Genomic DNA, 24,130 nt, shown 5'->3' with positions numbered 1-24,130 from the left:
ATGATCGCGTCTTCGCCCCGAGAACCTGTCGAGGCTCCCCGTATCGTCACCGATCTCGCGGCCGGACAGCCGGTCCGGGCCGTATGGAGGAACGAGCTCGGCGGGCTGACGTTCCAGGTCGGCTCGGGTGAGACGCGGCAGTTCGTGAAGTGGACGCCGGTCGGCAGCGGCATCGATCTCTCGGCCGAGGTGGCGCGTCTGCGGTGGGCGGCGAGGTTCACGGCGGTGCCGCGGGTGATCGGTGAGGGCGCCGACGAAGCGGGGAGCTGGATCATCACCCGTGGCCTGCCCGGACGCATGGCGGTGGACGACCACTGGAAGCGCGATCCCGGCACCGCCGTACGCGCGGTCGGCTCCGGCCTGCGGGCCTTCCATGACGCACTGCCTGTCACGGACTGCCCGTTCGACTGGTCGGCCGAAACGCGCCTGGAGCGTGCGCGGTCACGAGCAGCCGCGGACCCGGTCAGCCGGGCGGACTGGCCCGAGGACCTCCCACACTTCGGCACGGTCGAGCACGCGCTCGGCGCCCTCGCCGACATCCCGCCGGTCGACCGGCTCGTCGTCTGCCACGGCGACGCCTGCGCCCCCAACACCCTGGTCGCAGACGACGGTACGTGGAGCGGACACGTCGACCTCGGCACGCTCGGTGTCGCCGACCGTTGGGCGGACCTCGCCGTCGCCACCTGGAGTACGCGGTGGAACTACGGTCCAGGATGGGAGGAGCCGCTGCTCGAAGCCTACGGAGTCGAGCCGGACCCGGAACGCATCAGGTACTACCGAACAGGGTTGATCGATCAGGAGGCGCGGGGCAGCGGGCGCCGGGTCGGCAGAGTCAGCCGGCGGACACGCAGCGGCAGCGGACGGCGGACCGGCCCCAGGCCAGAGCCGGCAGCAACCGAGCCCGGCCGCCGGACCGCCACCGCCCGCCGATGCCGCCGCCGGTCCGTTCCCGTCGCCCGCCGCCTGCGGTGTACGCGCCTGGCCGGCCGGCAACGTGCCTCGACGGCTCCGGCCCGGCTGGTCGCCGGCGTGCACACGGGCGGCCTGCTCGCCGGGGCGCGGGGCGGCGGTCAGCCGATGTGCCAGGTGAAGGTACCGCCGTTGTGGGCGGCGACGGCGAACATCACGATCATGAGGACGATGTCGGCCACGCCGAGGCCGATGTCCCACTTCGCCATCGCGGAGCCGGTCCGCCGCATGGCCACGGCGCCGAAGATGATGGCCAGCGGCCCCAGGACGATCGGCAGGACGAACAGGCCGACGATGCCGCAGACCAGTCCCGCGATCGCCAGGCCGCTGGTCCGGCTCGTCTTGTGGGCGCTTGTGCTGTAGGACGACATCCGTGTCTCCCTAACTGTCGTTACTGTTTTCTTACCTCGCCTTCGCTTCTCCTCTGGTTTCCCGTCACGGTCGGGTCATGCCTGGCGGATGTGCGCACAAGTCCTCGCGGTCATGGTGGAGTTGGGTACCCGGTGCGGTCCTGTGCCTGGCCGCGCCGGCCGGCGGGCCATGCCCTCCGGCACCGCCCCGGGGACCGGTTCCGGCCCCACCGGCTGCCGGTGACCGTCGCTCACCGGATGCCGTGCACCCTCGTCACTCCCTGCGGGGCGGGGTGAAGCGGTACAGGCCGAGGATGTCGGGGCAGGGGGCGACGCCGGGGCCGCCGGCCTGGACCCAGGCGGCGACATCTTCGGTGGCGTCGGGGTCGTTGACGAGGCCGAGCCAGACCGGGCGGGCTCCTGCCGCGCGCGCGGCGGCGCCGGGCTGGACGACGATCACGTTGGCGTGTTCGCACACGCCGAGGCAGTCCGAGACGCGGACCGGGACCCGCGCGGTCAGGCGCGCGAGCTGCCGCTCGTGATCCACGCCGGTGACTTTCGGGGTACCGCAGCAGCAGTCCCGGCAGACGACGACGCGGCAAGGGGCCGGTGCGGCGGCGGTGTGCTCCGTGCCGTCTGTTCCGGGGCTCTGTGGGGGCAACGCTCGTCACGCTCCTTCTCGGGCAGGACCCGTCCCGGGAGCGGGACGGAGAAAGCGGATCACGGGGTGGCCGGGTTCGTGGGTGACCTCGGTACGGACGCCGTAGACCTCTTCGATGAGGGCGGGGGTGAGGATTTCGGCGGGGACACCCTCGGTGACCGCGCGGCCCTCGCGCAGGACGAGCAGGCAGTCGCAGTACATCGCGGCGAGGTTGAGGTCGTGCAGGGCGATGACGGTGGTGACCGGCAGGCTCACGACGAGTTCCAGCAGGTCGAGCTGGTGCTGGATGTCGAGGTGGTTGGTGGGTTCGTCGAGGAGGAGTTCGCGGGGTTCCTGGGCGAGGGCGCGGGCGATCTGGGTGCGCTGGCGTTCTCCGCCGGACAGGGTGTGCCAGGACTGGCCGGCCCGGTCGGTCAGCCCGGTGCGCCGCAGCGCCTCGGCGACGGCCGTCGTGTCGGCCGCCGTCGGGGGCGTCCAGGCACGGCGGTGGGGGACGCGGCCGAGGGCGACGACGTCCCGGACGGTCAGCTCCGTCCGGGTGTCGGCGTGCTGGGCGACGGTGGCGATACGGCGGGCGGCGGCACGTCGGCCGACGTCCGCGAGCGGGCGGCCGTCCAGGCGCACGACTCCAGCGCTGGGGGCGAGGACACCGGCCAGCAGCCTGAGCAGAGTGGACTTCCCGGAGCCGTTGGGGCCGAGCAGACCGACGGTCTCACCGGGGCGCAGGGCCAGGGTGACGTCGTCGACCACCACCTTGTCGCCGATGCGCCGTACGACACCGTTCGTGTGCAGGCCGGTCATGCTCTTCTCACACCGGATTCCCTGGCCTCGGATGTGGCTCGACTGGCCCGGTCAGGCTATCAACGTGATCACTGAGTCCGGTCGTGTGATCCGTCACGGCGTACGGCACGGACGTGCTGGTTCGGGGACACCGCCCAGACCTTCCTGCCTGCCCTGCGACCCGGCGGCCACACCGCCCTCTTCGGCTGTGAAGAAGGCCGCCGACCCCGAGGGAGGCGAGCGCGCGGTCATCACCCTGGACGGCAAGTACCCGCCCACCAAGCCCTTCTGACCCCTCGCGGCGTCCCCCGCCCGCCGGGGCGGGCCGGCGGTCCACCGCGCCGTCCCGGCACCGGGCCCCTCCTCCGAAAGGCACGCGTGACGGACTTCGCGCAGCGCGCCATCGACATCGCCTGCCGCAACGTCGACGAGGGCGGCCGCCCGTTCGCGACCGTCATCGTCAAGGACGGCGAGATCCTCGCCGAGAGCCCCGACCTGGTCGCGCAGACCGCCGATCCCACCGCCCACGCCGAAGTCCTCGCCCTTCGCGCGCCGTCGGACCGGCCGCCGCCGCGTTCGAGCCGGGGACGAGCCGTCCGGCCCGGCCCCGGCCGGGGCCGGGGCCGGCGGCCTGGTCGTGACGCGGGACCGCGACCGGTGCGCGCCGGCCGCCGTCGCCGGATACCCGTCGTGGTCCGTGCCCGCGGGATGCGCCGACGGGCCGCCCGTCGGTCTGCTCCTGATGGCCGGTGACCGCCAGGACGCCGAACATGGCGGGCGCTGCACACGCAGCCGGGAGAGCCGGGGAAAGCGGGCTGAATTTCGTCTTCTAACGCGAGGATCCGGTTCTCCCGTGCATTATCGTTGCCCCCTCAAGCACTGCGCGAGCGGGGGGCCGCTGGGCCTTCGACACCGACATCGCTCCGCTTTCCCCCTCCTCCTCTCGAATCCTCACGGCGCCAGACCTGCCTGGCCACCACCCTGGAAGACCCTTTACCTCCCCTGGTTCCAATCTTTCCGACGTACCCCGGCACCGTGCACATCGCAACGCGAGCGCAATGACGTCATGGCGCCGTGAACATGAATGCACCAAGCCTCTCCCAAGCGGGTTGACCGCCGATGCGCGGAAAGTGCTCAGTACAGGTGTTCGGAAAGTACTCAGTAGCGTGCGGACAACGCACAGCAGGCCCCGGGAGGACCCATGACCGTCTCCGTCAACCGCACCGCCAAGGTCACCACGCTCACCTGGACCCGGACCGACGACCCACAGAGCCACATCGCCCAGGCCGTCGAGAGCGGACATCTGGAAGCCGCCCTGACCGTCCTCGGCCTGCGGGACTACCACGACCTGGCGAGCCTGCCCAAGGCCCAGCGCGCCAGGCTGCTGCGCCACACCGCCGCGCTCACCAACGAGCTGACCCGACGCGTACGGCACCTGACCGTCGCCCACCGTCACCACGGCGCCTCCTGGGCGGAACTCGCCTTACTCCTGGTGAGCGACTCCGAGGCCCACGGCACCGCCCGCGGCACCTACGACGCGGGCCTTCGCCAGATGGGCCTCGCCAGCACCGACACCGCCCACGCCTGACCTTCCCCTGCGAGCCGACCGGAACCTGATCGTCACGGCAGGAAGGCCGGGGCGTCATGCGCCTGAGCGTCGGGGGGCCTCTGCAACGCGGTCGGAGTGCGGAGACGGCCGGTGTCCGTGTCGTACTGGCGGGCGTGCGGGCCGAGGTCGCCGGTGGTGATCTCGACACGGGCGTCCGTGCAGGACATGGTGCGGCCGGCCGCGCAGCCGATGTCGTCCCGGCCGTCGCTGTGCAGGGTGGCTCTCCGGCCGCCCGGCAAGGAGGGTTGACGCGCTGCGCACACCGCTCGGCGTGTCCCGGCCCGGGCTGGTGAGCGAGCCGGCCCAGGCCGGTCAGGGAGCATCACCGGTCCAGTCCCAACGGCCCGGGTCACCGGGGCGCGGGTCGTACAGGGCCCGGCCGCCGGCGCCGAACCGCCCCAGCTCGGTGGAGAGCGCGACACCGGCCTCGTCCTGCGTCCGGCCGGTGATGTCGAGCAGCAGGCCGTCCAGCGGGCCGCCGACCAGTTCGGCGTAGCGCCGGCCGGGTCGCGGGCCGGGCTGATCGTGGTCGGCGCCGTAGACCCGGCGGCGTAGCAGCTGTTCCTCGTCACGGTCCATCCGTTCAGCCTGGCAGCTCCCACTGACAACGAGGCCCGGTCGTGTCACCTGCGGAAGCGAGGGAGCCGGGTGCCGCCGGCCTTCCGCCCGGGCACGGCCTGGTCCTGCCCTTGCCGCCGGTACCCGCCCCGGCCAGCCTTGCCTACCTCGGCGACGGCCTGCGGTCGCAGTCCCCGCAGAGCCGGTCTGGATTCCCGGGCGGTGCCCCAGCCGACGCGCTCGACCGCCCGCCACCGTCCGCCGGTGAACGCGGCACCGCAGTCGGTGCGGACGGGACGGCAGGCGTACCGCTGGAACTGCCGCCGCCACGCCCCCGTCGCGTGCCGGATCGTGGCGCCCTTGCCCGTCGGCCGCTGCGGTCTCGGCGGTGATCGCCGGACACGGGGCGGGATACGTCCTGGCCGTCTCCTGCCGGACTGGAGTACACCTCCCTGTTGGCAAGTTCAGCCTGCACCGGACGTTCACCGACAAGCACACGCTCTTTCTGCGCGCGCTCGACCACTACCAGGCCACCGAGTCGACGCAGGACCGCCAGCGCCTGGACGCGAGTGACCGCCCGGTCCGTGAGGCGCTGCGGGAATGGATGCCGCCCGGCCGACGGCACGTCCGGCCGTGGGTGCTTCGTGGTCAACACCGCCACCGGACTCGGCACCACGGACGACCAGGTCCACGAGCAGCAGACCGTAGTTGACCGACCCCAGAAGCAACCGACCGAAGTCGGCGCGGCCCGAGAGGCCCCTCAGACCGCCGTCAGCGCCGCCAGGGCGCGGTCCATCGCGGCGTTGAACTCCTCCGGCGCCAGCGGCAGCCGGGACTTGACGTCCCGACTCCACCGGTCGGCGAGGACCTCGGCGGAGCCCGCCTCGACACCGTCCAGGGCCGCGTCGGCCACGTCCGACGGAGCGATCTTGTCCACGGGCCAGCCCGCGGCCATGTCGGTATCGGCCAGGCCGAGGTGCACCGCTGTCACGAGCGTGCCCTGCTCGGCGAGCTCCAGGCGGACGCCGTTGGTCATGGCCCAGGCGGCGGCCTTGGTCAGGTGGTAGGCGTAGGAGCCCTTGGCCCCGAACCACGACATGGCGGAGAGGACGTTGACGATCGCACCCCCGCCGTTCCCGGCGAGCGCCGGCGCGAACGCACGGATCATTCCGAGGTGCCCGAACACGTTGGTCTCCAGCTCGTGCCGTACCGCGTCCAGCGAACCGGTCACCAGGTCGGTCCCCGTCTGGATCCCGGCATTGTTGATGAGCAGCGAGATGTCCGGGACGGCCTCGGCGGCGGCCTTCACGGAAGCGGAATCGGTGATGTCGAGGGGCAGCACCTCGACCCCGTGCAGGTCCACGGTCTCCGGCCGGCGGGCCGTCGCGTAGACCTTGCGGGCGCCCCGTTCGAGCAGGCGCTGGGCGAAGGCGCGGCCCAGACCGCGGTTGGCTCCGGTGACAAGGGCGACTGAGTTGTCGATGTCCATGCCCTGTACGCTAAAACCTGACGCTGACGTCAGAGGCAAGTGCCGGCCATCAGGGCCTGGGGGAGGAATCACCATGACCGTCGGGCAGGCTGTGGGCGAGCGGCTGATTCGCATCGGCGAGGTGGCACGGGGTGCTGGCGTCTCGGTACGCGCCGTGCGCTACTACGAGCAGCAGGGGCTGCTCATCGCGGAGCGCAGCCCATCAGGCCAGCGCCTCTACCGGCAGGACGCCATCCCCCGGGTCCGTTTCTTCCAGCAGATGTTCGCCGCCGGTCTGACCAGCCGAAGGATCACGGAACTCCTCCCGTGCTGGGACTCCGGGCACACCGATGCCGAGCAACGAGCCATGCTGCGCGCCGAGCGCGAGCGCATCCAGGCCAAGGTCGACGACCTGCAGGCCGCTCTGGACCGCCTCGACGAAGTCATCGCGGTCACAGACACGCACCCGTAAGCGCGGTCGGCCGGACGTCGCACCAGCGATCTACGGCTGGAGTAACGAGCCACCCGTCGTCCCGCGGATGGAAGTACGGGCAGTACAGGCCGACCGGCTCCACGTGTCCCGTCGGCTCGCCGCGTGAGTTCGTCTCGGGCGGCTTCGTCCCCGGTGCGGGGCTCGGTCCGCTCCAGCGTGTCCAGCTCGCGCGACGCCTGGAGCCCTCGGCGCGGGCGCCGATCCGCTGCGCGTCGCGGACGGCGGCCTCACGTTCGGCGGCGGCCGCGGCTTCGGCGGCGGGTTCGGCCCGGGCGACTTCGTCGGTGTCCGGGTCGTAGCCGGTGTCCGGCGGCGGGGCGCCGAGCATCTGGGCGATGCGCTCCCGCTCCACGCGCTCAGCCCGGCCGCGGACGTCGTCGGCCAGGTCCTCGTGCCGGGACGCCTGTCGCGCATCGAACCGGGAGTCCTCGAGAGCGGCCGCGACGGCGCCGGCGTCCATGCCCTTCGCCCGGCGCCGTACGACGCGGTGGCCGCTCCGGGCCGGGACGACCGGCTCACGGGGCGCGGCGACGCGCGGGGCGGGCGCCGCGGGGCATCGGACGAGCCGGCACCGCGGTACGCGGGCTCCTGGTCCAAAGCGCCGGCGTCGCGGCAGACACTGTGCCTCCCGCAGGTCGTGACGCCTGATGCGGAGCGCGAGCCTCGGCGTCGTGTGGCGATGCGCCGAGGCACCGTGTTCCCTTCCTGGAGGTTGGTTTCGGCGGTCCCGCTCGGCGGGCCTACACGGTAGCGGGCAGGACGTGGTCGCCGGCCTTGTCCGTGCTCAGGCACAGCGAGCAGACGACCGCGTCATGGGTGGCGCAGGCGCTGAGGTCGGGGCGTTCGTAGGGCTGGTGGCAGACGTGGCAGTCGTAGGTGACCGCGCTCGGGTTGCCGTCGGCGTCGAGCATCGGCTCGTCGATGCCGTCGCCGGTGCGGCGTAGGTAGTACCGGCCCTTGGTGACGATCGCCATCAGCGGGGTGAGGACGAAGGCGATGACGGCGGCGGCGACGGGGGAGTAGGGCTGGAGGGTGTCGCCGAGGGCGTGGAAGTACATGGCGATGGACAGACCGGAGGCGGCGACGAAGGCGACCACGCCGACCGGGTTGACGGCGTGGAGCATGCCGCGGCGGAACTCGGGCTGGAGCGGGGAGAGCTTCAGCAGGTACTTGTTGACGCCGATGTCGGTGGCGACGGTGACGACCCAGGCGATGGCGCAGTTGGAGTAGAAGCCGAGGATGTCGTTGAGGAAGCTGAACATGTCGGCTTCCATCAAGGCGAGCGCGAAGCCCAGGTTGACCAAGACGAAGACCATGCGGCCGGGGTAGTGCCTGGTGATGCGGGTGAAGGAGTTCGTCCAGGCGAGCGAGCCGGAGTAGGCGTTCGTCACGTTGATCTTGATCTGGCTGATCACGACGAGGACCACGGCGAGCGGGAGCACCAGCCAGGACGGCATCATCGTGTCGAAGGCGCCCTTGAACTGCTGGATCGGCTCGGGCGCGACGTCCGGGCCGACCTTGGCGAGGATGTACACGGCGAGGAAGACGCCGATGGCCTGCTTGAGCGCGCCGAGTACCACCCAGCCGGGACCGGCCATGATGACCGCGGTCCACCAAGTGCGCTTGTTCGCCTCGGTCTTGGGCGGCATGAAGCGCAGGTAGTCGATCTGCTCGCCTATCTGCGCGATGAGCGAGAGGCACACACCGGCGCCGAGCAGCACGGAGGCGGTGTTGACGCCGCCGTTGCCGTCGGTGCCGGCGTAGGCGAGGAAGCGGTCGACGGTGCCGGGGTCGGTGGAGATCAGGTAGACCAACGGGCCGACCATGAGCAGCAGCCAGATCGGGGTCGTCCAGACCTGGAGCTTGCTGAGCGCCTTCATGCCGTAGATCACCAGGGGGATGACCATGAGCGTGGAGACCAGGTAGCCCAGCCACAGCGGGAGTGCGAGGCCCAGCTTGAGGCCCTGGGCCATGATCGAGCCTTCGAGGGCGAAGAAGATGAAGGTGAAGCTGGCGAAGATGACGCTGGTGAGGACCGAGCCGTAGTAGCCGAAGCCGGAGCCGCGGGTGATCAGGTCGAGGTCGATGTTGTAACGGGCGCCGTAGTAGGCGAGGGGGAAGCCGGTGATGAAGATGACCACGGCGGCGACGGCGATCGCGACGAGGGCGTTGCCGGTGCCGTGGGCGAGACCGATGCCGGCGCCGATGGAGAAGTCGGCCATGTAGGCGATGCCGCCGAGTGCCGTGGTGGCCACGACCATCGGGGTCCAGCGGCGGTAACTGCGGGGCGCGAAACGGAGGGTGTAGTCCTCCAGCGTCTCCCTGGCCGCCTGGTCGGCGGCGGGCTCCGCTGCTTCTGGTGTCGTCTGCGATGACTCGGTGGTAGTCATGCCACGTCTCCCGGTGGGGCTGGGTGCGGGTGCGGGTGCGGTGATGCAGTGGGAGCCCCGCGTGGCGTCATTGGCAGAACGGGAAAGCCTACGGGCCGTCGGATGCTGTCTCCGGCAGCTCCGCATACGACGGTGATCCCACGGCCCGTCACGCTAGAAAGTGGTTGTTACCACCGATTCCCCTTGACGTGAACCCGATGTTTCCGCAGGTCCGGATCTTCAGAGCGGCAGAGCGGCAGAGCGCGTGCCGGGTGGCGGGGGCTGAGGAAGACCGCGATGCCCTTGCCCTCGGGGTGAGGGATGGGTGGTCTGGGTCCAGCCCTGCCGGCGGTAGAAGGTGACGGCGCGCGGGGAGCGGACGGAAGTGAGCAGCCAGGGGCGGCCCTTGGGGGCGTCCTCGGTGACCGCTTCCAGCAGCTCGGCGGCCAGTTCCGTGCCGTGGGCCTCCGGGCGGACGGCGAGTTCGTCGATCTCGCGGGCGCCGCACAGCCACTCCACCGTGCGCTGGGCTCCCGGTCCGGCGGCGGCCTGCGGGGAACAACGGTCGGTGGGGGAGGGTGCCATGGTCGTCCAGGCGGTGGCTCCATGGTCCTTCAGGCGGTGACGAAGCCGATGGTCCCGGCTCCGGCGAAGGCGAGCGGCGCGGTGAAGCCGGGGGCGGCGGACGTTGCCCACCAGCCGGCCCACGAACTCGACTCCCCGCTCCTCGTCCTCGTTCCAGGGTGGGGCGCAGAAGGCTTCGGTGTATACGGAGTGCTGGGCGTCGGCGTGAATCAACCTTGCCGCGGATGAGGCGGATGTCTGTTGCCAACAGGCGGCACCTCACCCACCTAGGCCCGGCGCTCGCGCTCCGGCAGCGCAACAGGTTCCGCAACGACACCGTACTCATCGTGGGCGGCACCCTGGTCCCCACTCGTGTCCACAAGGTGGCCCAGCAGTCGGAGAACTACCGGTACTCCACCAACCACCAGGTCGTCATCGACGCCGACACCCGGCTCATCGTCACCGTCGGTCGGCCTTCGCCCGCATGAAGATCTCGAAGACTCTCCGCGACTGCCGCCTGAAAGGTGACGGCGTCGACCACGCCATGCTCGGCATCGCCCGCCTGCACAACCTGTGCCTCACCGGGCAGGTCTCGGCCTGCTCGTGAGGAGATACCTGGTGCGACCTATGCAGCGGGCAGCCACTGGTAGATCCTTTGTAGCCGTGACCCCTCTGACAAACCTGCTGCGATCCACCGCGGCACACGAGCTGATCGGCCCCGCGCGCGTTGCCGACCCGAACGCCGGCTCCCGCGTTCAGCTCACCCTCCGCGTGGACGACGTGGACGCGATGTGCAAGGAGCTGACCACCCGCGGCGTAACGCCGCTGAACGGCCCGATGAACCGACTCTGGGGAATACGAACTGCCAGCTTCGAGGATCCGGCCGGCCACATCTGGGAGATCGCACAGTGACCGCGAAAGTGTCCCCGACAGCCAACACCGAGATGCAAGTGCTCCTGTCCTTTCTGAACGCACAGCGCCGCCATGTCCTCGGCATACTCGACGGGCTGGACCCGGAGGCACTGCGACGGCCCGTGCTGCCGTCCCGATGGAGCTGCCTGGGGCTCGTTCAGCACCTCGCGCTCGACGTCGAACGGTTCTGGTTCCGTGCCGTCATCACCGGCGATCCCACTGTCATCGAAGCCCTCGACGACATCGACGACGCCTGGCAGGTGGCCCCTGACGTACCGCATACCGAGGTACTCGACGGATATCGCACGGAGGCGGACCTCGCAGACACCGCCGTCGCTGCTGTGACCGCGGACACCCCTCTGGCCTGGTGGCCCCACCACCTCTTCGGTGCACCGCACTTGCACACCGTCCGGGACGTCCTGCTGCACGTCATCACCGAGACCGCATGCCATGCCGGACATCTCGACGCCGCACGAGAACTCATCGACGGCCGACGATGGATGGTCCTGACCTGAAACCGACCGCGGACCCACGAAAGGAACGAGCCACTTACGGGACAACCCCTTAGCTCGACGGACGGTTGCCCCGAACCGTTTCAGCGGGTCGGCATTCGTCCGGTACGGGTCTCCCAGTGCTGGCAGGCGACCTTCAGACGGGTCAACGCCGCGGCTCGGTCAGGGTCGAGGCGCTGTGTCGGATCAACTGGCCCAGCTCGGCCCGAACCGCTTCCACTTGCCCAGTGTCGGCCTCGGCTTCGGCGAGCTGCTGCCGTGCCCAGGACACCCGCCTGCCTCGGGCCGCCCGGAAGGCTTCGTCGCGCCACTGCGGCCGGGCTGGAGGCGGCCGGCATGGCGGCGCTCCACCGCCGCCTCCACCGCGGCCCAGGCCCACCGGCCCCCGGGGGCGCGAGGGTTCGCGGCCGGGCCGAGGAGAACGCCCACCACCTCGCGGGCCGCCCGCACACCGCGCTGCCCCCGGGAGCTGACCGCCGGCCAGTGCGCCCTCTACCGGATCGGGATCCGCCGCCACCTCGGCGATGTCGGCACCGCCCTTGCCACGGCCCGCCGGCTGCGTCCCGTCCAGATGCCCACCATCGAGCGCCGCGCCTGCGCCGCCACCGACACCGCATCGACCAGCCACGCCTGGTGCGGCTCACCACCGAGCAGGCCGCCCTCTACGCAGCCGTCGTGTGCGAAGCCCTCCAGCAGATCGAAGCCGTCTCGAAACTTTCGAGAAACTTCCGGCGTTCCGGACCCCGCGAGCCGGAAAGGTGCCCCGTCCAGTCACAGCCCCGTCCCTGATCTGGCCACGGACCGCACCCTCAGCCGAGCAGTCGAAACTTTCGGACAACTGGCGGAGACTTTTTCTGCAACTTGTATTGACGATCCACCGTCAAAACCTCAATCATCCCTGTCTGAACAACCGGCCGAAGTTCGGCATGCCGAACCGCTCGGCCGCCTGGGCAAGCACCCGCGCCACCCCCTCACGTCCCGGTGAGGTCGGTGCCATGACCGGACGACGCGCCCCCGCGCTTCCGTCCTTCCGTGATCCCTACCCTGGAGGCACAGTCATGGGCTCGTACGCCCTTCCCAGATCCGTCAACCGCCGCATGATCCGCGGCCTGTTGCTGACGCTGGTGGCCGGCGTCCTCGGCGTGGTCGCCGCGCTGGTCGCGCCGCCGTCCGCGCACGCCGCCGAGAGCACACTCGGCGCCGCGGCGGCGCAGAGCGGCCGCTACTTCGGCACCGCCATCGCCTCGGGCAGGCTGAACGACTCGGCGTACACGACGATCGCCAACCGTGAATTCAACATGGTGACCGCCGAGAACGAGATGAAGATCGACGCCACCGAGCCGCAGCGCGGCCAGTTCAACTTCACCGCCGCCGACCGCGTCTACAACTGGGCCGTACAGAACGGCAAGCGGGTACGCGGCCACACCCTGGCCTGGTACTCCCAGCAGCCGGGCTGGATGCAGAGCCTCAGCGGCAGCACGCTGCGCCAGGCGATGATCGACCACATCAACGGCGTGATGGCCCACTACAAGGGCAAGATCGCCCAGTGGGACGTCGTGAACGAGGCGTTCGCCGACGGCAACTCGGGCGCCCGGCGCGACTCCAACCTCCAGCGCACCGGCAACGACTGGATCGAGGTCGCCTTCCGCACCGCCCGCGCCGCCGACCCGGCCGCCAAGCTCTGCTACAACGACTACAACATCGAGAACTGGACCTGGGCCAAGACCCAGGCCGTGTACGCGATGGTCCGGGACTTCAAGCAGCGCGGCGTGCCGATCGACTGCGTCGGCTTCCAGTCGCACTTCAACAGCGGCAGCCCGTACGACAGCAACTTCCGCACCACCCTGCAGAGCTTCGCCGCCCTCGGCGTCGACGTGGCCATCACCGAACTCGACATCCAGGGCGCCTCGTCCTCGACCTACGCCAGCGTGACCAACGACTGCCTGGCCGTCGCGCGCTGCCTCGGCATCACCGTCTGGGGCGTGCGCGACAGCGACTCCTGGCGGTCCGGTGACACGCCGCTGCTGTTCAACAACGACGGCAGCAAGAAGCCCGCCTACACCGCCGTCCTCAACGCCCTCAACGCCGGCACCGGCACCGACCCCGGGAACCCGGGGAACCCCTCGGACTCCGGGCCGCTCAAGGGCGTCGCCTCGGGCCGCTGCGTGGACGTGCCCGGCACCAGCACCACCGACGGCACCCAGGTCCAGCTGTGGGACTGCCACGACGCCACCAACCAGCAGTGGGCGTACACCGACGCCGGTGAGTTGCGGGTCTACGGCAACAAGTGCCTGGACGCCGCCGGCACCGGCAACGGCGCCAAGGTCCAGATCTACACCTGCTGGGGCGCCGACAACCAGAAATGGCGCCTGAACTCCGACGGAACCGTCGTCGGTGTCCAGTCCGGCCTCTGCCTCGACGCCGTCGGGGCCGGCACCGCCAACGGCACCCTGCTCCAGCTCTACACCTGCTCCAACGGCGGCAACCAGCGCTGGACCCGCACCTGATGAGACCCCCCACGAACGAAAGGACGCATCGATGACGACCTACGGTGCGGCTCCCCCCGCCCCACCGGCAAGGCATCGCTGGTAGTCCCGGACCGCCGCCCTGCTGGCGGCGGCCCTCGCCCTCGGCATGCTCACCGCCGTGCGTCCGACGCCCGCCGCGGCGGCGGCGGTGGACACCAACGCCTGGTACGTCCTGGTCAACCGCAACAGCGGCAAGGCGCTGGACGTCTCCGGCACGTCCACCGCCGACGGCGCGCGGATCAACCGGTGGACCCGGCCCGACCAGGCCAACCAGCAGTGGCAGTTCGTGGACTCCGGCGGCGGCTACTACCGCCTCAAGGCCCGGCATCCGGGCAAGGTCCTCGACGTGGCCGGCTCCTCGGCCGCGGACGGTGCCCAGATCCAGCAGTGGGCCGACCAGAACGGGACCAACCAGCAGTCCCGCCTGGCCGACTCCGACGGGGGCCACGTCCGGCTGATCAACCGCGCCGGCGGCAAGGCGGTGGAGGTGCAGGGCGGCTCCACCGCCGACGGCGGCAATGTCGCCCAGTACGGCGACTGTTCCGGCGCATCGAGTCGGGCCTCTGCGTCGACCCGGCACAGCGTTTCTCCACCGGATTCAGTTGGGGCGGCGGCATGAGCTACGCCCTCACCTGCAGTCGGGCGAACGCCTTCCAGGCCGTCGCGGTCATCTCCGGCGGACAGATCAGCGGATGCGACGGAGGCGCCCAGCCCATCGCCTACTTCGGTATCCACGGCATCAGCGACTCCGTCCTCCACATCGCGCAAGGAAGGGCCCTGCGCGACAAGTTCGTCGCCAACAACGGCTGCACCCCGCAGACCCCGCGCGAACCCACACCCGGCAGCCGGACGCACATCACCACCACCTACCCGGGCTGCCGCACCGGATACCCGGTCCAGTGGGCCGCCTTCGACGGCGACCACTACCCCGACCCGGTCGACGGCTCCACCCGGCCAGAGCAGCGCCGCCACCTTGGGACGAGCCTGACGATCTTCGGCCCGTACAACGCTGCCACCTTCAGCCAGCGCTCTCCTTCGGTTCCGGCCCGGCCCGGGCTTGGCAGGGCGTGCTGACCGAGCAGCTGGTTCTGGCCGACGGGGCGGCCGGCGTGTGGCCGACTGCCCGGTTGCTTGTGCACGTGGCCGCCGTTGCCCCGGAGCCCGCCCGCCTGTGCCGAACAGGTCGCCGCCGGGAGCCCGGGCGCGCTGGATGCGTTGCTGCGCCTGGCCGACGCAGGTGCCTTCCTCCCGCCGGTGTCCGGCTGCTGGTCCCGCACGTCACCGCCCGGCCCCCGGCCGGGATGCCGGCCGAGGAGGCAAGTCTGTCGCGCCGGCTGGTGGCCAGCTCGGCAGGCAATCTCCCGATGCCCGCGCGGGACGGGGACTGGCTGCTCGCCGTCGAGGCGCTGCCGAGGGACACCGTCGACCTCGGGCACACGGGATACCTGGCCTTCGAGGCCGCGCGCCGGCCCGCACACGCAGGCCAGGAACCGGTCGGCACCGCCAGCCACGAGGCGCTCCCCGACCTGCTGGAGGTGCTCCAGCGGGAGTGGGCCGCGCGCCTGCCCGGCCACGAGGTCGCGGGTCTGCTGCGGGAGGTGGTGGTGACCGTCCACGGCGCTGCCGGCGGGCCGTTGCGATGGGCCCACAGGTTCCGGGGTCTGCTGGCGCTTTCGGCGCGTGCAGTTCGCCGGCGCCGACCGCTACCGGCCACAGGGCCCGCGCCGGTCGGTGATCACCCACGAGTAGCTGCGGGACCTGGTCGACGCAACCGTCGCCACGGACCGCGGCAGCGGCTACGTGCCGCGCGCCGTCGAGCCGGAACCGCGGCTGGTGTTCCGCCGAGTTCGCGGTGGCCCGTCTCTCCCGGCCGCGTCCGTTCCGCGCGTCGGTGTGCGTACCGGCCGGGGTGCCCTGGTAGCGGCGCTGGACGCGGCAGGTGCTGCCGCGCCGCGGCGACGCCCGTACCTGCTGCTGGTACCACGGTGGCGACTGGCATGCAGTCAACGCGAGGGCGCTCGAGGTCCTCGAGCGCCCTCGCGCAGTCCGCGGAGCCCGACGACAGGGAGGGGTTCGCCACCGCCCACGCGGCCGCGGCCACCCGGTGGCAGACCGAGGCGCTGGCATCCCTTTTCCACTGCCTTTCCCTCGGGTTCGTAAGATCAGCGGAGACGAGCATGCCGAATGCGTGCTGGTGACCGGTGAACGGTCCCGGAAGCGTCCGCGACAAGTGTCGCGGACGGGCCTCTAGACTTGAGGGCCGTCGAAGCCCCAGGGCTCCCATCTCTGACTCACGGTGCAAGGTAGCGGCGAGCGGTCCACGCTGCTCATTGCTTCACACCCGGAGTGTGCCAATCGGCGAACCAAATCGGCACGAGTCAAGTACGGTCATGGCGCATGGAGGCAGAAGAGGCTCAGCGAGTACTTCGAACGGTCTACAAGGCGGCCCGCCGCGCTCACGACCAGCTGCAAACCAGGACTGGCTACCCTCCACGGTGGTGGCCGGACACGGACACCGATACAATGCGCGCCGCGTTAAAGGACGTACTGGACGAGTTCGACGCCAGTGTGGAGAGTGTCCTAGCCGCGTGCGCCGAGATGGTCTCCCACGATCATGCCCATCCGGACACGGACGCAAGGTCCGCCCTCTCCGCACTCCTCAAGATGCGCTCCGAGCACGACAATGCACGTAAGGTCACTCTGTTGAGCGACGTCGAGTGGCACCTCAGCCAGGTCATTCGCAGACTCGACCCCCCTCAGCCTGATTCTGCTCCAATTGGCTCGCGCCCGCCTGGCCCAGGCTTTTATCAGCGTGAGCAGGCTCGTGCCGAGGCCGTTGTTGAGGAACAGCGCCACGTGAACCCGGCGAATGCCGACTCGGTTCCCGAGACCGCCGGCCCCTACGACGATCTACGCGAACCGTGGTATCGCCGTCTGCTGGGCCGGAACCGGGGCCGGCAGTAGTCCGCGGTGACTGGGCTGGTTCAGAGTGCCCTCGGCGGTGGGCGTGCCTTGCTGGTCGGCTGGATCCTGCCCAGCTTGATCAATGTGCTGGTCTTGGGGTTCGTGGTGGTGCCGAAGCTGAGCAGCTTCGCAGCGCTCGGGGACGAGAAGGGCCAGGCCGCGATCTTCGGCCTGGTTGCCACGGCGGTCCTCGGTTTGGTCCTTGCTGCTCTCCAGACGCCGCTCTACCGCGTTCTCGAAGGGTATCGCGGCTGGCCGCGGTGGTTGGTCCACGTGCGTCGTCGTCATCATCTGGCCCGCAAGCACCTGCTGCGTAATCGCGTGGACGCTCTGGTCCTGGCTGAGCAGGAACGAGCAGGTCGCCTGGCCGTTGCCGACGAGTCCGTGCTTGCCGCCTTCCGCGCCCACCCGATCATCAGTCGCTACCTGACAGCGGACACCCGCAAGGGCGATGCCTGGTTCGCGCTCCTCAACGAGCAGCTGCACCGCTATCCCCTGGACGATCGACAGGTCACCCCAACTCGGCTCGGCAATGCGATCCGACGGTTCGAGGAGTATGGCTATGACCGCTACCGACTCGACTCGCAGGTGCTCTGGCACGAACTCAACGCTGCTGTACCCGACATGGCACGCCAGCAGACCGACGACGCCCGGATGAGCGTCGACTTCTTCGTCAGCCTGCTCTACGGGCACCTGCTCGTCGTTGCGGCCGCCGTCGCCGACCTCGCTATCGGCACCGCTGTACGCCCCTGGTTGGTCGCCGCGACCATTGCGGTTCTGCCACCGCTCACACTGCTTTGGTATCGCCTGGCGGTCGTGGCCACCGACGAGTGGGCAGGCGCGGTTCGGGCCATGGTCAATCTTGGGCGACACCCCCTGGCCGCTGCGCTTGGACTCACGGTCCCTGACAGGGTCGAGGAGGAGCGTGCTATGTGGCGCCTGGCCAGCGATCTCGTCCGCACCGGATTCCACCCGGCACAGACCGCGCTGGATACCTATAGGACCGCTTCCGGGGAGTCGAGCGCGACAGGCGAGCCGACACCGATCCAGCCGACACTGCCCGCGGCTCGCCCGTCTCCGGCCGCAGACGACAGATCGTCAAGCTCGCCAAGTTAGGGCGGGCCATCTGGGGCATGACGGGCGTCGCCCTTGAGCCTGCCGTTCCTGCTGATCACGCAGTCTCCGCTTGCGCCTGCAATGATCGTGGTGGCGCACATCATCCTGGACCACTATCGCGCCGCGAAGTACCTCGTTCTGGGCGCGCACCCTGTTGGTGTCGGACTCGCGCCGGGTGCCGTGGGCCGATGTGCAGAAGAACCAGGGCTCGCCGGTGGCCGTTCCGTCGGGCCTCGCGAACGCCCTCGTCATCATCGCCGACAACATGGTGGACCCTGCGATCAATGCGGTCGCGCTGGCATGGTGAGGGTGACAGCGATGGGGCATTCAGCGGTTGACCTGGTTCATCAACGCGCGGTTGGCCGCCCGAGCCGCGGCGAGGTCCTCGTCTCGTTCGGCGAGTTCCGCGCGGAGGTCGAGGATCTGCTGTTCCAGCTCGGTGACCCGGCGGGTGAGGATTTCGACGTCTGCCGGGGCACCGAGGCCGGAGGCTTTCCAGGCTGCCTGCCCCATGGCCTCGGAGAGGCGTCGTTCGAGCCGGGCGATGTGTGCGGACAGGCGGCTGTTGCGGGCGGTGAGGTTCGCGACGTCGGCCGACGGCTGACCTGCGTGGCCGCCGTCGTGCCGGGTGGGGGCTCACTCGCGCGGGCGAGTACGGTCGTGTGCAGGTCGTTGTGACGATGGATCAGGCTGCGGTGGACGCCTGCCGTGCGGGCGACTGCGGAGACGCTGATCTCCTCGCCGTTGGTGGTGAGCTGGTCCAGGACTTTCAGGACGCGGGATCTGCGGCGTTCGGAGTCCGCGGCCCGTGCCTTGACCAGGTGGTCCGGTGATGTCGTCATGCGTTGCGCTCCAGTTGCAGGTCCGGCTCCGGGGCTCGGATGCCGGGCATGCCGAGGGAGACCGTGCGGGTCTTGCGCAGGGTCCGGGCGGCCTCCTCGACCTGCTCGATTTCGTCGTCGGTGAGCCCTTCGAGGTCGGTCTCGACACGGAGGATCAGGGTGCGGATGCGCTTGAACTCCTCATTGGACGGGGTCGATTCGGTGCGGGCCCAGTCGTCCAACTCGGTTGCGTCAGCGAGTCGTTCACGGTCTCTCAGTAGCGTGTCGAGGTCGGCCCGCAGCTCCGGTGCCGGGCCACTCCGGGCCATTGCCCCCTGCCGGGCAGCGGCCGTTGTGCCGTGGCGGTCGCCCACCAACCCGCCGCTGCTGCTCGCGCCGCCGCCGTCCGTCATCGGCTGCTTGTTGTTCCTGATCTCCGGCCGCCCCGCCTTCGTCGAGATCTGCCACCGCGGCCGGCCCTGCCTGCGCCGCCGCAGCCTCGGCTGGTGGATCGCCATGATCTCGGCACCCGTCGCCCATACCCGCCCGTCACCGGCAGCCTGGTCCACGCCGGCATCGCCGACTGGAGCACGCTCCTCGGCGCCGGATGCCCGTGCGTGGGCGGCCTGCTCCAGCTGTACGAACGCCCCTGACGCCGGCACGTCACCGCCGTGCGTCCGCGGGCCCCGTTCGGGGTACGACCGTCCCGGTCCCCGTCAGACGGGTGCCGGCCGGGACTGGTCGCCCGTGGGTTCCAGGCGGACGACGATGCCCTTCGACGTGGGCTGGTTACTCATGTCGGCGACGCTGTCGAGCGGCACCAGGACGTTCGTCTCCGGGTAGTAGGCGGCGGCCGAACCCTTGGCCGCCGGGTAGGACACGACCTCGAAGTTCTCCGCCCGGCGCTCGGTGCCGTCCTCCCAGACGCTCACCAGGTCCACCCGGTCGCCCTGCGCGAGGCCGAGTTCGGACAGGTCGGCCGGGTTGACCAGGATGACGTGGCGGCTGCCGTGGATGCCGCGGTAGCGGTCGTTGTTGGTGTACGGGACGGTGTTCCACTGGTCGTGCGAGCGCAGGGTCTGCAGCAGCAGGTGCCCCTGGGGGGCCAGGGGGACCACCCGGTCGTTGCAGGTGAACCGGGCCTTGCCGGTCTCGGTCCGGAACACGCCCTCGTTGACCGGGTTGGGCAGTTGGAAGCCTCCCGGACGGGTCACCCGGGCGTTGAAGTCGTGGAAGCCCGGCACGATCCGGGAGATGCTGTCGCGGATGGTGTTGTAGTCGCCCTCGAACCTGGCCCAGGGGATGTCCCCCACGCCGTCGACGGTCAGCCGGGCGAGCCGGCACAGGATGGCGACCTCGCTCAGCAGCATGCGCGAGGCCGGTTCGAGCCGCCCTTGGGACGTGTGCACCTCGCTCATGGAGTTCTCGACGGTGACGAACTGCTCGCCGTCGGCCTGGATGTCACGCTCGGTGCGCCCCAGCGTCGGCAGGATCAGGGCGGTGTCGCCGCAGACGGTGTGCGAGCGGTTGAGCTTGGTGGAGATGTGGGCGGTCAGCCGGCACGAACGCATCGCCTTCTCGGTGACCTCGCTGTCGGGCGCCGCGCGCACGAAGTTCCCGGCCAGGGCGAGGAAGACCTTGATGCGGCCCTCCAGCATCGCCTTGATCGAGTTCACCGAGTCCAGGCCGTGCGGACGCGGCGGGTCGAAGCCGAACTCCTGCTGCAGGGCGTCCAGGAAGACGTCCGGCATCTGCTCCCAGATCCCCATGGTGCGGTCGCCTTGGACGTTGCTGTGGCCGCGGACCGGGCAGGCGCCCGTGCCCGCGCGCCCCAGGTTGCCGCGCAGCATCAGGAAGTTGACGATCTCCCGGATGGTGGGCACGCCGTGCTTGTGCTGGGTGATGCCCATCGCCCAGCACACGATGACGCGTTCGCTGCGCAGGACCTCGTCGCGGACCTTCTCGATCTCCTGACGGGTCAGTCCCGTCGCCGCGTGCACGTCGTCCCAGTCGACGGTGCGTGCGTGCCGGGCGAAGTCCTCGAAACCGGAGGTGTGGGCGTGGATGAAGTCGTGGTCCAGGACGGTGCCGGGACGCGCGTCCTCCGCCTCCAGCAGCAGCCGGTTCAGTGCCTGGAACAGGGCGAGGTCCCCGCCCGGTTTGATGTGCAGGAAGCGGTCGGCGATCTGGGTGCCCCGCCCCACGACCCCGCGCGGCTTCTGCGGGTTCTTGAAGCGCCGCAGCCCCGCCTCCGGCAACGGGTTGACCGCCACGATGCGGCCGCCGTTGCGCTTGGCCTCCTCCAGGGCCGAGAGCTGCCGCGGGTGGTTGCTGCCCGGGTTCTGTCCCACCAGGAAGATCAGGTCCGCGTGGTGGAGGTCGTCGAGGCTCACGGTGCCCTTGCCGACGCCGAGCGTCTCGTTCAGGGCGAAGCCGCTGGACTCGTGGCACATGTTGCTGCAGTCGGGCAGGTTGTTGGTGCCGAGGGCCCGGGCGAAGAGCTGGAAGACGAAAGCGGCTTCGTTGCTGGCCCGGCCGGAGGTGTAGAAGACCGCCTCGTCGGGCGAGTCCAGTCCATTGAGTTCCTGCGCGAGGACGCCCAGGGCGTCGTTCCAGCCGATGGGCTCGTAGTGGTCCGATCCGGGCCGTTTGATCATCGGCTCGGTGAGCCGGCCCTGCTGGTTGAGCCACATGTCGGAACGGGCGGCCAGGTCGGACACGCTGTGTTCCCGGAAGAAGTCGGCGGTGATCCGGCGCGTCGTGGCCTCGTCGTTGATGTGCTTGGCCCCGTTCTCGCAGTACTCGTTGCGATGGCGCCGGCCCGGGGCGGGGTCGGCCCACGCGCAGCCGGGGCAGTCGATCCCGCCCACCTGGTTCATGGTGAGCAGGTCGACCCCGGTCTTGCGCGGGGAGGTCTGCTCCAGGGAGTACTCCAGCGCGTGCACGACGGCGGGGACCCCGGCCGCCCACTTCTTCGGCGGTGTCACGGAGAGGGAGGTCTCCGGCTCCCGACCGGGCGGGTTCTGCATCGCTTGGCCTTTCTCTTGCCGTGTGCGGGCGGGCGGGTCAGCCGACGGGCCACTGGGCGACACGACTCCTGGGCGGTTCCGGGGTGTCGTGCTGGACGCGGCCGTTGCGGATGGTGCCGCGCCAGGCGCCGCCCTCCTGGCCGAGCCCTTCGATGAAGTTCTTGAAGCCGACCAGTTCGGCGCGCACCAGCCGGGCGGTCAGACCCGTGACCCCGGGGGAGCGGGTGAGGACCTTCGCGGCCCCGTGCGGCCGCAGGAGCATCCGGACCGTGATCGCGGTGCCGCCGGATCCCGTGGGCCTGAACTCGGCCTCGCCCTCGTGTGTGGGGTGCTGCTCCAGGCCACGCCAGGCCAGATAGGCGTCGGGGTCCTGCTCCAGGATCTCGACCAGGAAACGGTGGCGCAGCAGGCCGTAGCCGATGGTCCACGCGGTGACGGTGGGCCTGACCTGCTCGACGCCACGCACCACGGCCGAGAAGCGCGGGAACGTCTTGAACTGCGTCCACTGGTTGTAGGCCGTGCGGACCGGCACCGCGACCTCGACTGTCTCCTCGACGTGCCACTCACGCAGCGGACGGCGGCGGGTGACACCGTCACCGTCGGTGCGCCCGTCGTCCTCTTCGTGCGCCATCATGGTCCTTCTTCCGGTGGGAATGCCGGGCGTCCGGGCACCCGTCCGCCCCTCATGGGTCAGGGCACCACTTCCGGTTCCCCGATCCCGGGTTTTGAGTCACCCGACCGCACCGGCGTCCCTGGGCGCGGGTCCGACCGCGAAGAGAGCGCCGGACCCGAGGCACCGAAAGGAACGCCGCTGACGGGCTTCTCCCGTTGCCCGGCGGGCACCTCCAGCTTCACCCCTGGACACGGCCGCCCGCCACTCACCGCTCCCCGGCAGGCGGGCGGGCGGCTACGCCCCGGGGCGCCGCTCCGCCGTCGCCGCGGCGCCCCGCCGGCCGAGGGATGTACCCGGCGGCGTCAGCGGTCCTGGGAGCGTACGACAGGCTCGGCGCGCGTGCGGCGTGGACGAGGTCGCCGTAGCGCGCGGTGATCCGGCCGTGCTCCCACGACGGGGCCTGGCCCGTCAGTGCGAATCGGTGCCACGACTGCGCTCCCACACTCGGCGAGGTCCTCGTGCAGCCGGCAGGAGTGCGCGTCCTCGCCCTCCCGGTTGTCGGTCCAGCACTGTGTTCAGGCCGTTGCCGTGAAGCCGTGCCGGGCTGCCAGGCGTTTCAGGGAGGCGATGCCGGGGATGCCGTCGGCGGCGTCGCCGGTGTAGGCGCCGCCGGCCTTGCTGCGCTGCCAGGCCGCGTACGCGGAGACCGTCTTGGAGCCGAAGGAGCCATCGGCGTACCCGCGGTGGAGGAGACCCTCGGCGACGAGGGCGTTCTCGACGATGCGGACCTCGGCCGGGTAGGTGGTGTGTCCGTCCCGGGCCGGCACGTCCTTCCTCGCGGCGGCGACCAGGTGGGCGACGCTGACCTTCGGCCTGGCCGGCTTCGGCGGGGTGGGACGGGCCTGGTACAGCACCTTGGCGGTGTCGATCGCCCCCGGATCGCCGTGGTCGTTGCCCGGGACGTCGACATGCCCGAAGTGGCCGCCCTCGGACCGCCAGACGGACCGCGAGCGGGACTTGCCCGGCCCCGGGTACGCCGCGGGACGTCCGGCCGGGAACACGTCCGGCACGCCCCAGGAGCGGACGGCGGCCAGGATCCGGTGCCAGCCCGGCTTCTTCGCCGGATCCCAGCCGGTGGTCCAGGGGGTGCGGGCGCGCCCGAGGACCTCGATCTGGACGCAGACCCTGCCCTCGCGATTGGTCCGCCGGGCGCCGTCGTTGCGCAGGGCCCGGGCGCTGAGGTCCAGCGGTCCGAACTGGCCCACCCGGTCGGTCACCGGGCAGTAGATGAGCTGCGGCTCGGAGGCCACACGGATCAGGTACGACCCGGCGCTCTCCAGATATCTGCCCCCGGCCGGGCACTCCGTGGTGTGGTGCACGACCCGGGGCGGATTGCCGGGGGTGTCCATCGCCCCGCCGATGACGCCGTCGCCGAGCCGGATCGCGCCGGAGATCCATCGGGTGCCGGCGCGCCCGCGCACCCGCTCGCCGGCCATGGACGGGTCGTCGGTGGTGGGGTCGCCGCCCTCGGTACGGGGCTTCGGGCCCGGGTCGCGGGTGACGAACGGCTCGGCGTCCACCGGCTCGTACCAGTCGAGGTCGCCGTCCTCGCGCAGCACGAAGACCGAGCCGGGGCGCCGTGGGTGCCGGGCGGCGGAGCACGGTGCGGTCTCGACGGCGGCTATGGCGAGTGCCTCGTCGACGTGCGCCTGGCTCACCTCGCCGCAGTAGGTGACGGACTGGTCGGGGTGGACGACGGCAGCGTGGAAGGCGGTCATGGCGCTCCTCGTGAGGCGTGGAGTGTGTGGAGTGCG

23 protein-coding genes and 4 pseudogenes are annotated in these 24,130 nt (G+C 70.7%); 13 read left to right on the top strand and 14 right to left on the bottom strand.

Going from position 1 to position 24,130, the window contains the following annotated elements; all coding sequences use genetic code 11:
• Positions 1 to 762: pseudogene (locus tag ACZ4SV_RS32735) on the top strand (phosphotransferase); the annotation flags it as partial.
• A gap of 308 nt (positions 763 to 1,070) precedes the next feature.
• On the opposite strand, the gene ACZ4SV_RS32730 reads toward ACZ4SV_RS32735, so the two are convergent.
• From ACZ4SV_RS32730 to ACZ4SV_RS32720, 3 genes are all read right to left on the bottom strand, one after another.
• The gene (locus tag ACZ4SV_RS32730) at positions 1,071 to 1,340 is read right to left on the bottom strand and encodes a DUF4190 domain-containing protein (protein ID WP_365883464.1); all 270 of its coding nucleotides are present in this window, start codon (positions 1,338 to 1,340) and stop codon (positions 1,071 to 1,073) included.
• Positions 1,341 to 1,593: 253 nt separating this feature from the next.
• A complete protein-coding gene (locus tag ACZ4SV_RS32725) occupies positions 1,594 to 1,980 on the bottom strand; it encodes a (2Fe-2S) ferredoxin domain-containing protein (protein ID WP_468009196.1) in 387 nt (128 codons plus the stop codon).
• Between the two features lie 6 nt (positions 1,981 to 1,986).
• Positions 1,987 to 2,781: an ABC transporter ATP-binding protein gene (locus tag ACZ4SV_RS32720; protein WP_468009191.1), complete on the bottom strand. Its 795-nt coding sequence runs from the start codon at positions 2,779 to 2,781 to the stop codon at positions 1,987 to 1,989.
• Positions 2,782 to 2,968: 187 nt separating this feature from the next.
• Between ACZ4SV_RS32720 and ACZ4SV_RS32715 the strand changes: the two are divergent.
• The 3 genes and pseudogenes from ACZ4SV_RS32715 to ACZ4SV_RS32705 form a co-directional block, all read left to right on the top strand.
• Positions 2,969 to 3,052: pseudogene (locus ACZ4SV_RS32715) on the top strand (cyanase); the annotation flags it as partial.
• A gap of 86 nt (positions 3,053 to 3,138) precedes the next feature.
• A pseudogene (locus ACZ4SV_RS32710) lies at positions 3,139 to 3,303 on the top strand (tRNA-specific adenosine deaminase); the annotation flags it as partial.
• Between the two features lie 658 nt (positions 3,304 to 3,961).
• Positions 3,962 to 4,348 (top strand): hypothetical protein, encoded by a 387-nt coding sequence (locus ACZ4SV_RS32705; RefSeq protein ID WP_468009188.1) that lies wholly within the window; start codon positions 3,962 to 3,964, stop codon positions 4,346 to 4,348.
• A gap of 32 nt (positions 4,349 to 4,380) precedes the next feature.
• Here the strand turns inward: ACZ4SV_RS32705 and ACZ4SV_RS32700 are convergent, their stop codons facing one another.
• The 3 genes from ACZ4SV_RS32700 to ACZ4SV_RS32690 form a co-directional block, all read right to left on the bottom strand.
• Positions 4,381 to 4,608, bottom strand: coding sequence for a hypothetical protein (locus ACZ4SV_RS32700; RefSeq protein ID WP_468009185.1), 228 nt, complete (start codon positions 4,606 to 4,608; stop codon positions 4,381 to 4,383).
• A gap of 73 nt (positions 4,609 to 4,681) precedes the next feature.
• A complete protein-coding gene (locus ACZ4SV_RS32695) occupies positions 4,682 to 4,948 on the bottom strand; it encodes an MDR/zinc-dependent alcohol dehydrogenase-like family protein (protein ID WP_397942670.1) in 267 nt (88 codons plus the stop codon).
• A 739-nt stretch (positions 4,949 to 5,687) separates the two neighbouring features.
• On the bottom strand, positions 5,688 to 6,416 hold the full coding sequence (locus tag ACZ4SV_RS32690) for an SDR family oxidoreductase (RefSeq protein ID WP_468009181.1): 729 nt from the start codon (positions 6,414 to 6,416) through the stop codon (positions 5,688 to 5,690).
• Between the two features lie 73 nt (positions 6,417 to 6,489).
• Here ACZ4SV_RS32690 and ACZ4SV_RS32685 point away from each other — a divergent pair, with 73 nt between their 5' ends.
• Positions 6,490 to 6,867, top strand: coding sequence for a MerR family transcriptional regulator (locus ACZ4SV_RS32685; RefSeq protein ID WP_468009176.1), 378 nt, complete (start codon positions 6,490 to 6,492; stop codon positions 6,865 to 6,867).
• Here the strand turns inward: ACZ4SV_RS32685 and ACZ4SV_RS32680 are convergent.
• The 3 genes from ACZ4SV_RS32680 to ACZ4SV_RS32670 form a co-directional block, all read right to left on the bottom strand.
• Positions 6,848 to 7,348 (bottom strand): hypothetical protein, encoded by a 501-nt coding sequence (locus ACZ4SV_RS32680; RefSeq protein WP_468009172.1) that lies wholly within the window; start codon positions 7,346 to 7,348, stop codon positions 6,848 to 6,850. The genes ACZ4SV_RS32685 and ACZ4SV_RS32680 overlap by 20 nt on opposite strands.
• A 280-nt stretch (positions 7,349 to 7,628) precedes the next feature.
• Positions 7,629 to 9,278 (bottom strand): purine-cytosine permease family protein, encoded by a 1,650-nt coding sequence (locus tag ACZ4SV_RS32675; RefSeq protein WP_468009168.1) that lies wholly within the window; start codon positions 9,276 to 9,278, stop codon positions 7,629 to 7,631.
• Between the two features lie 219 nt (positions 9,279 to 9,497).
• Positions 9,498 to 9,842, bottom strand: coding sequence for a GNAT family N-acetyltransferase (locus ACZ4SV_RS32670; protein ID WP_468009165.1), 345 nt, complete (start codon positions 9,840 to 9,842; stop codon positions 9,498 to 9,500).
• 251 nt (positions 9,843 to 10,093) lie between these two features.
• Here ACZ4SV_RS32670 and ACZ4SV_RS32665 point away from each other — a divergent pair.
• The 7 genes and pseudogenes from ACZ4SV_RS32665 to ACZ4SV_RS32635 all read left to right on the top strand — a co-directional run.
• Positions 10,094 to 10,428: pseudogene (locus ACZ4SV_RS32665) on the top strand (IS5/IS1182 family transposase); the annotation flags it as partial.
• Between the two features lie 56 nt (positions 10,429 to 10,484).
• The gene (locus ACZ4SV_RS32660; protein WP_468009160.1) at positions 10,485 to 10,733 is read left to right on the top strand and encodes a VOC family protein; all 249 of its coding nucleotides are present in this window, start codon (positions 10,485 to 10,487) and stop codon (positions 10,731 to 10,733) included.
• A gap of 8 nt (positions 10,734 to 10,741) precedes the next feature.
• Positions 10,742 to 11,248, top strand: coding sequence for a DinB family protein (locus tag ACZ4SV_RS32655; RefSeq protein ID WP_468009156.1), 507 nt, complete (start codon positions 10,742 to 10,744; stop codon positions 11,246 to 11,248).
• 1,055 nt (positions 11,249 to 12,303) lie between these two features.
• Entirely contained in the window at positions 12,304 to 13,752 is a 1,449-nt protein-coding gene (locus ACZ4SV_RS32650; protein ID WP_468009152.1) for an endo-1,4-beta-xylanase, read from the top strand.
• A 139-nt stretch (positions 13,753 to 13,891) separates the two neighbouring features.
• The gene (locus ACZ4SV_RS32645; protein WP_468009148.1) at positions 13,892 to 14,392 is read left to right on the top strand and encodes an RICIN domain-containing protein; all 501 of its coding nucleotides are present in this window, start codon (positions 13,892 to 13,894) and stop codon (positions 14,390 to 14,392) included.
• Positions 14,389 to 14,847, top strand: a complete 459-nt coding sequence (locus tag ACZ4SV_RS32640; protein WP_468009144.1) for an alpha/beta hydrolase family protein — start codon at positions 14,389 to 14,391, stop codon at positions 14,845 to 14,847. The genes ACZ4SV_RS32645 and ACZ4SV_RS32640 overlap by 4 nt, the downstream gene beginning before the upstream one ends.
• A gap of 1,974 nt (positions 14,848 to 16,821) precedes the next feature.
• Entirely contained in the window at positions 16,822 to 17,853 is a 1,032-nt protein-coding gene (locus tag ACZ4SV_RS32635; RefSeq protein WP_468009308.1) for a hypothetical protein, read from the top strand.
• 327 nt (positions 17,854 to 18,180) lie between these two features.
• On the opposite strand, the gene ACZ4SV_RS32630 is transcribed toward ACZ4SV_RS32635, so the two are convergent.
• Together ACZ4SV_RS32630 and ACZ4SV_RS32625 are read right to left on the bottom strand one after the other, a co-directional pair.
• Entirely contained in the window at positions 18,181 to 18,366 is a 186-nt protein-coding gene (locus ACZ4SV_RS32630) for a hypothetical protein (RefSeq protein ID WP_468009141.1), read from the bottom strand.
• 325 nt (positions 18,367 to 18,691) lie between these two features.
• Positions 18,692 to 19,192 (bottom strand): hypothetical protein, encoded by a 501-nt coding sequence (locus tag ACZ4SV_RS32625; protein ID WP_468009137.1) that lies wholly within the window; start codon positions 19,190 to 19,192, stop codon positions 18,692 to 18,694.
• Here ACZ4SV_RS32625 and ACZ4SV_RS32620 point away from each other — a divergent pair.
• On the top strand, positions 19,181 to 19,327 hold the full coding sequence (locus ACZ4SV_RS32620; RefSeq protein WP_468009134.1) for a hypothetical protein: 147 nt from the start codon (positions 19,181 to 19,183) through the stop codon (positions 19,325 to 19,327). The genes ACZ4SV_RS32625 and ACZ4SV_RS32620 overlap by 12 nt on opposite strands.
• A gap of 63 nt (positions 19,328 to 19,390) precedes the next feature.
• Here the strand turns inward: ACZ4SV_RS32620 and ACZ4SV_RS32615 are convergent, their stop codons facing one another.
• The 3 genes from ACZ4SV_RS32615 to ACZ4SV_RS32605 form a co-directional block, all read right to left on the bottom strand.
• Positions 19,391 to 21,703: an FdhF/YdeP family oxidoreductase gene (locus tag ACZ4SV_RS32615; RefSeq protein WP_468009130.1), complete on the bottom strand. Its 2,313-nt coding sequence runs from the start codon at positions 21,701 to 21,703 to the stop codon at positions 19,391 to 19,393.
• A gap of 37 nt (positions 21,704 to 21,740) precedes the next feature.
• Complete coding sequence (locus tag ACZ4SV_RS32610; protein WP_468009126.1) at positions 21,741 to 22,337, bottom strand: SRPBCC family protein; 597 nt, start codon at positions 22,335 to 22,337, stop codon at positions 21,741 to 21,743.
• 554 nt (positions 22,338 to 22,891) lie between these two features.
• Positions 22,892 to 24,094 (bottom strand): peptidoglycan-binding domain-containing protein, encoded by a 1,203-nt coding sequence (locus tag ACZ4SV_RS32605; RefSeq protein ID WP_468009123.1) that lies wholly within the window; start codon positions 24,092 to 24,094, stop codon positions 22,892 to 22,894.
• Between the last annotated feature and the right edge of the window lie 36 nt (positions 24,095 to 24,130).

The organism is Streptomyces sp. NPDC027672 (genome assembly GCF_055566335.1).
The sequence above is the reverse complement of the archived record's forward strand: the minus strand, read 5'-3'. Positions and strand labels throughout refer to the sequence as shown.

What these genes read in the sequence shown, in the direction of transcription:
- ACZ4SV_RS32730 (WP_365883464.1), bottom strand. Translation starts at nt 1,340, where the DNA reads ATGTCGTCCTACAGCACAAGCGCCCACAAGACGAGCCGGACCAGCGGC.
- ACZ4SV_RS32720 (WP_468009191.1), bottom strand. Translation starts at nt 2,781, where the DNA reads ATGACCGGCCTGCACACGAACGGTGTCGTACGGCGCATCGGCGACAAG.
- ACZ4SV_RS32705 (WP_468009188.1), top strand. Translation starts at nt 3,962, where the DNA reads ATGACCGTCTCCGTCAACCGCACCGCCAAGGTCACCACGCTCACCTGG.
- ACZ4SV_RS32695 (WP_397942670.1), bottom strand. Translation starts at nt 4,948, where the DNA reads ATGGACCGTGACGAGGAACAGCTGCTACGCCGCCGGGTCTACGGCGCC.
- ACZ4SV_RS32690 (WP_468009181.1), bottom strand. Translation starts at nt 6,416, where the DNA reads ATGGACATCGACAACTCAGTCGCCCTTGTCACCGGAGCCAACCGCGGT.
- ACZ4SV_RS32685 (WP_468009176.1), top strand. Translation starts at nt 6,490, where the DNA reads ATGACCGTCGGGCAGGCTGTGGGCGAGCGGCTGATTCGCATCGGCGAG.
- ACZ4SV_RS32680 (WP_468009172.1), bottom strand. Translation starts at nt 7,348, where the DNA reads ATGGACGCCGGCGCCGTCGCGGCCGCTCTCGAGGACTCCCGGTTCGAT.
- ACZ4SV_RS32675 (WP_468009168.1), bottom strand. Translation starts at nt 9,278, where the DNA reads ATGACTACCACCGAGTCATCGCAGACGACACCAGAAGCAGCGGAGCCC.
- ACZ4SV_RS32670 (WP_468009165.1), bottom strand. Translation starts at nt 9,842, where the DNA reads ATGGCACCCTCCCCCACCGACCGTTGTTCCCCGCAGGCCGCCGCCGGA.
- ACZ4SV_RS32650 (WP_468009152.1), top strand. Translation starts at nt 12,304, where the DNA reads ATGGGCTCGTACGCCCTTCCCAGATCCGTCAACCGCCGCATGATCCGC.
- ACZ4SV_RS32640 (WP_468009144.1), top strand. Translation starts at nt 14,389, where the DNA reads ATGAGCTACGCCCTCACCTGCAGTCGGGCGAACGCCTTCCAGGCCGTC.
- ACZ4SV_RS32630 (WP_468009141.1), bottom strand. Translation starts at nt 18,366, where the DNA reads ATGGGGCAGGCAGCCTGGAAAGCCTCCGGCCTCGGTGCCCCGGCAGAC.
- ACZ4SV_RS32625 (WP_468009137.1), bottom strand. Translation starts at nt 19,192, where the DNA reads ATGGCGATCCACCAGCCGAGGCTGCGGCGGCGCAGGCAGGGCCGGCCG.
- ACZ4SV_RS32615 (WP_468009130.1), bottom strand. Translation starts at nt 21,703, where the DNA reads ATGCAGAACCCGCCCGGTCGGGAGCCGGAGACCTCCCTCTCCGTGACA.
- ACZ4SV_RS32610 (WP_468009126.1), bottom strand. Translation starts at nt 22,337, where the DNA reads ATGATGGCGCACGAAGAGGACGACGGGCGCACCGACGGTGACGGTGTC.
- ACZ4SV_RS32605 (WP_468009123.1), bottom strand. Translation starts at nt 24,094, where the DNA reads ATGACCGCCTTCCACGCTGCCGTCGTCCACCCCGACCAGTCCGTCACC.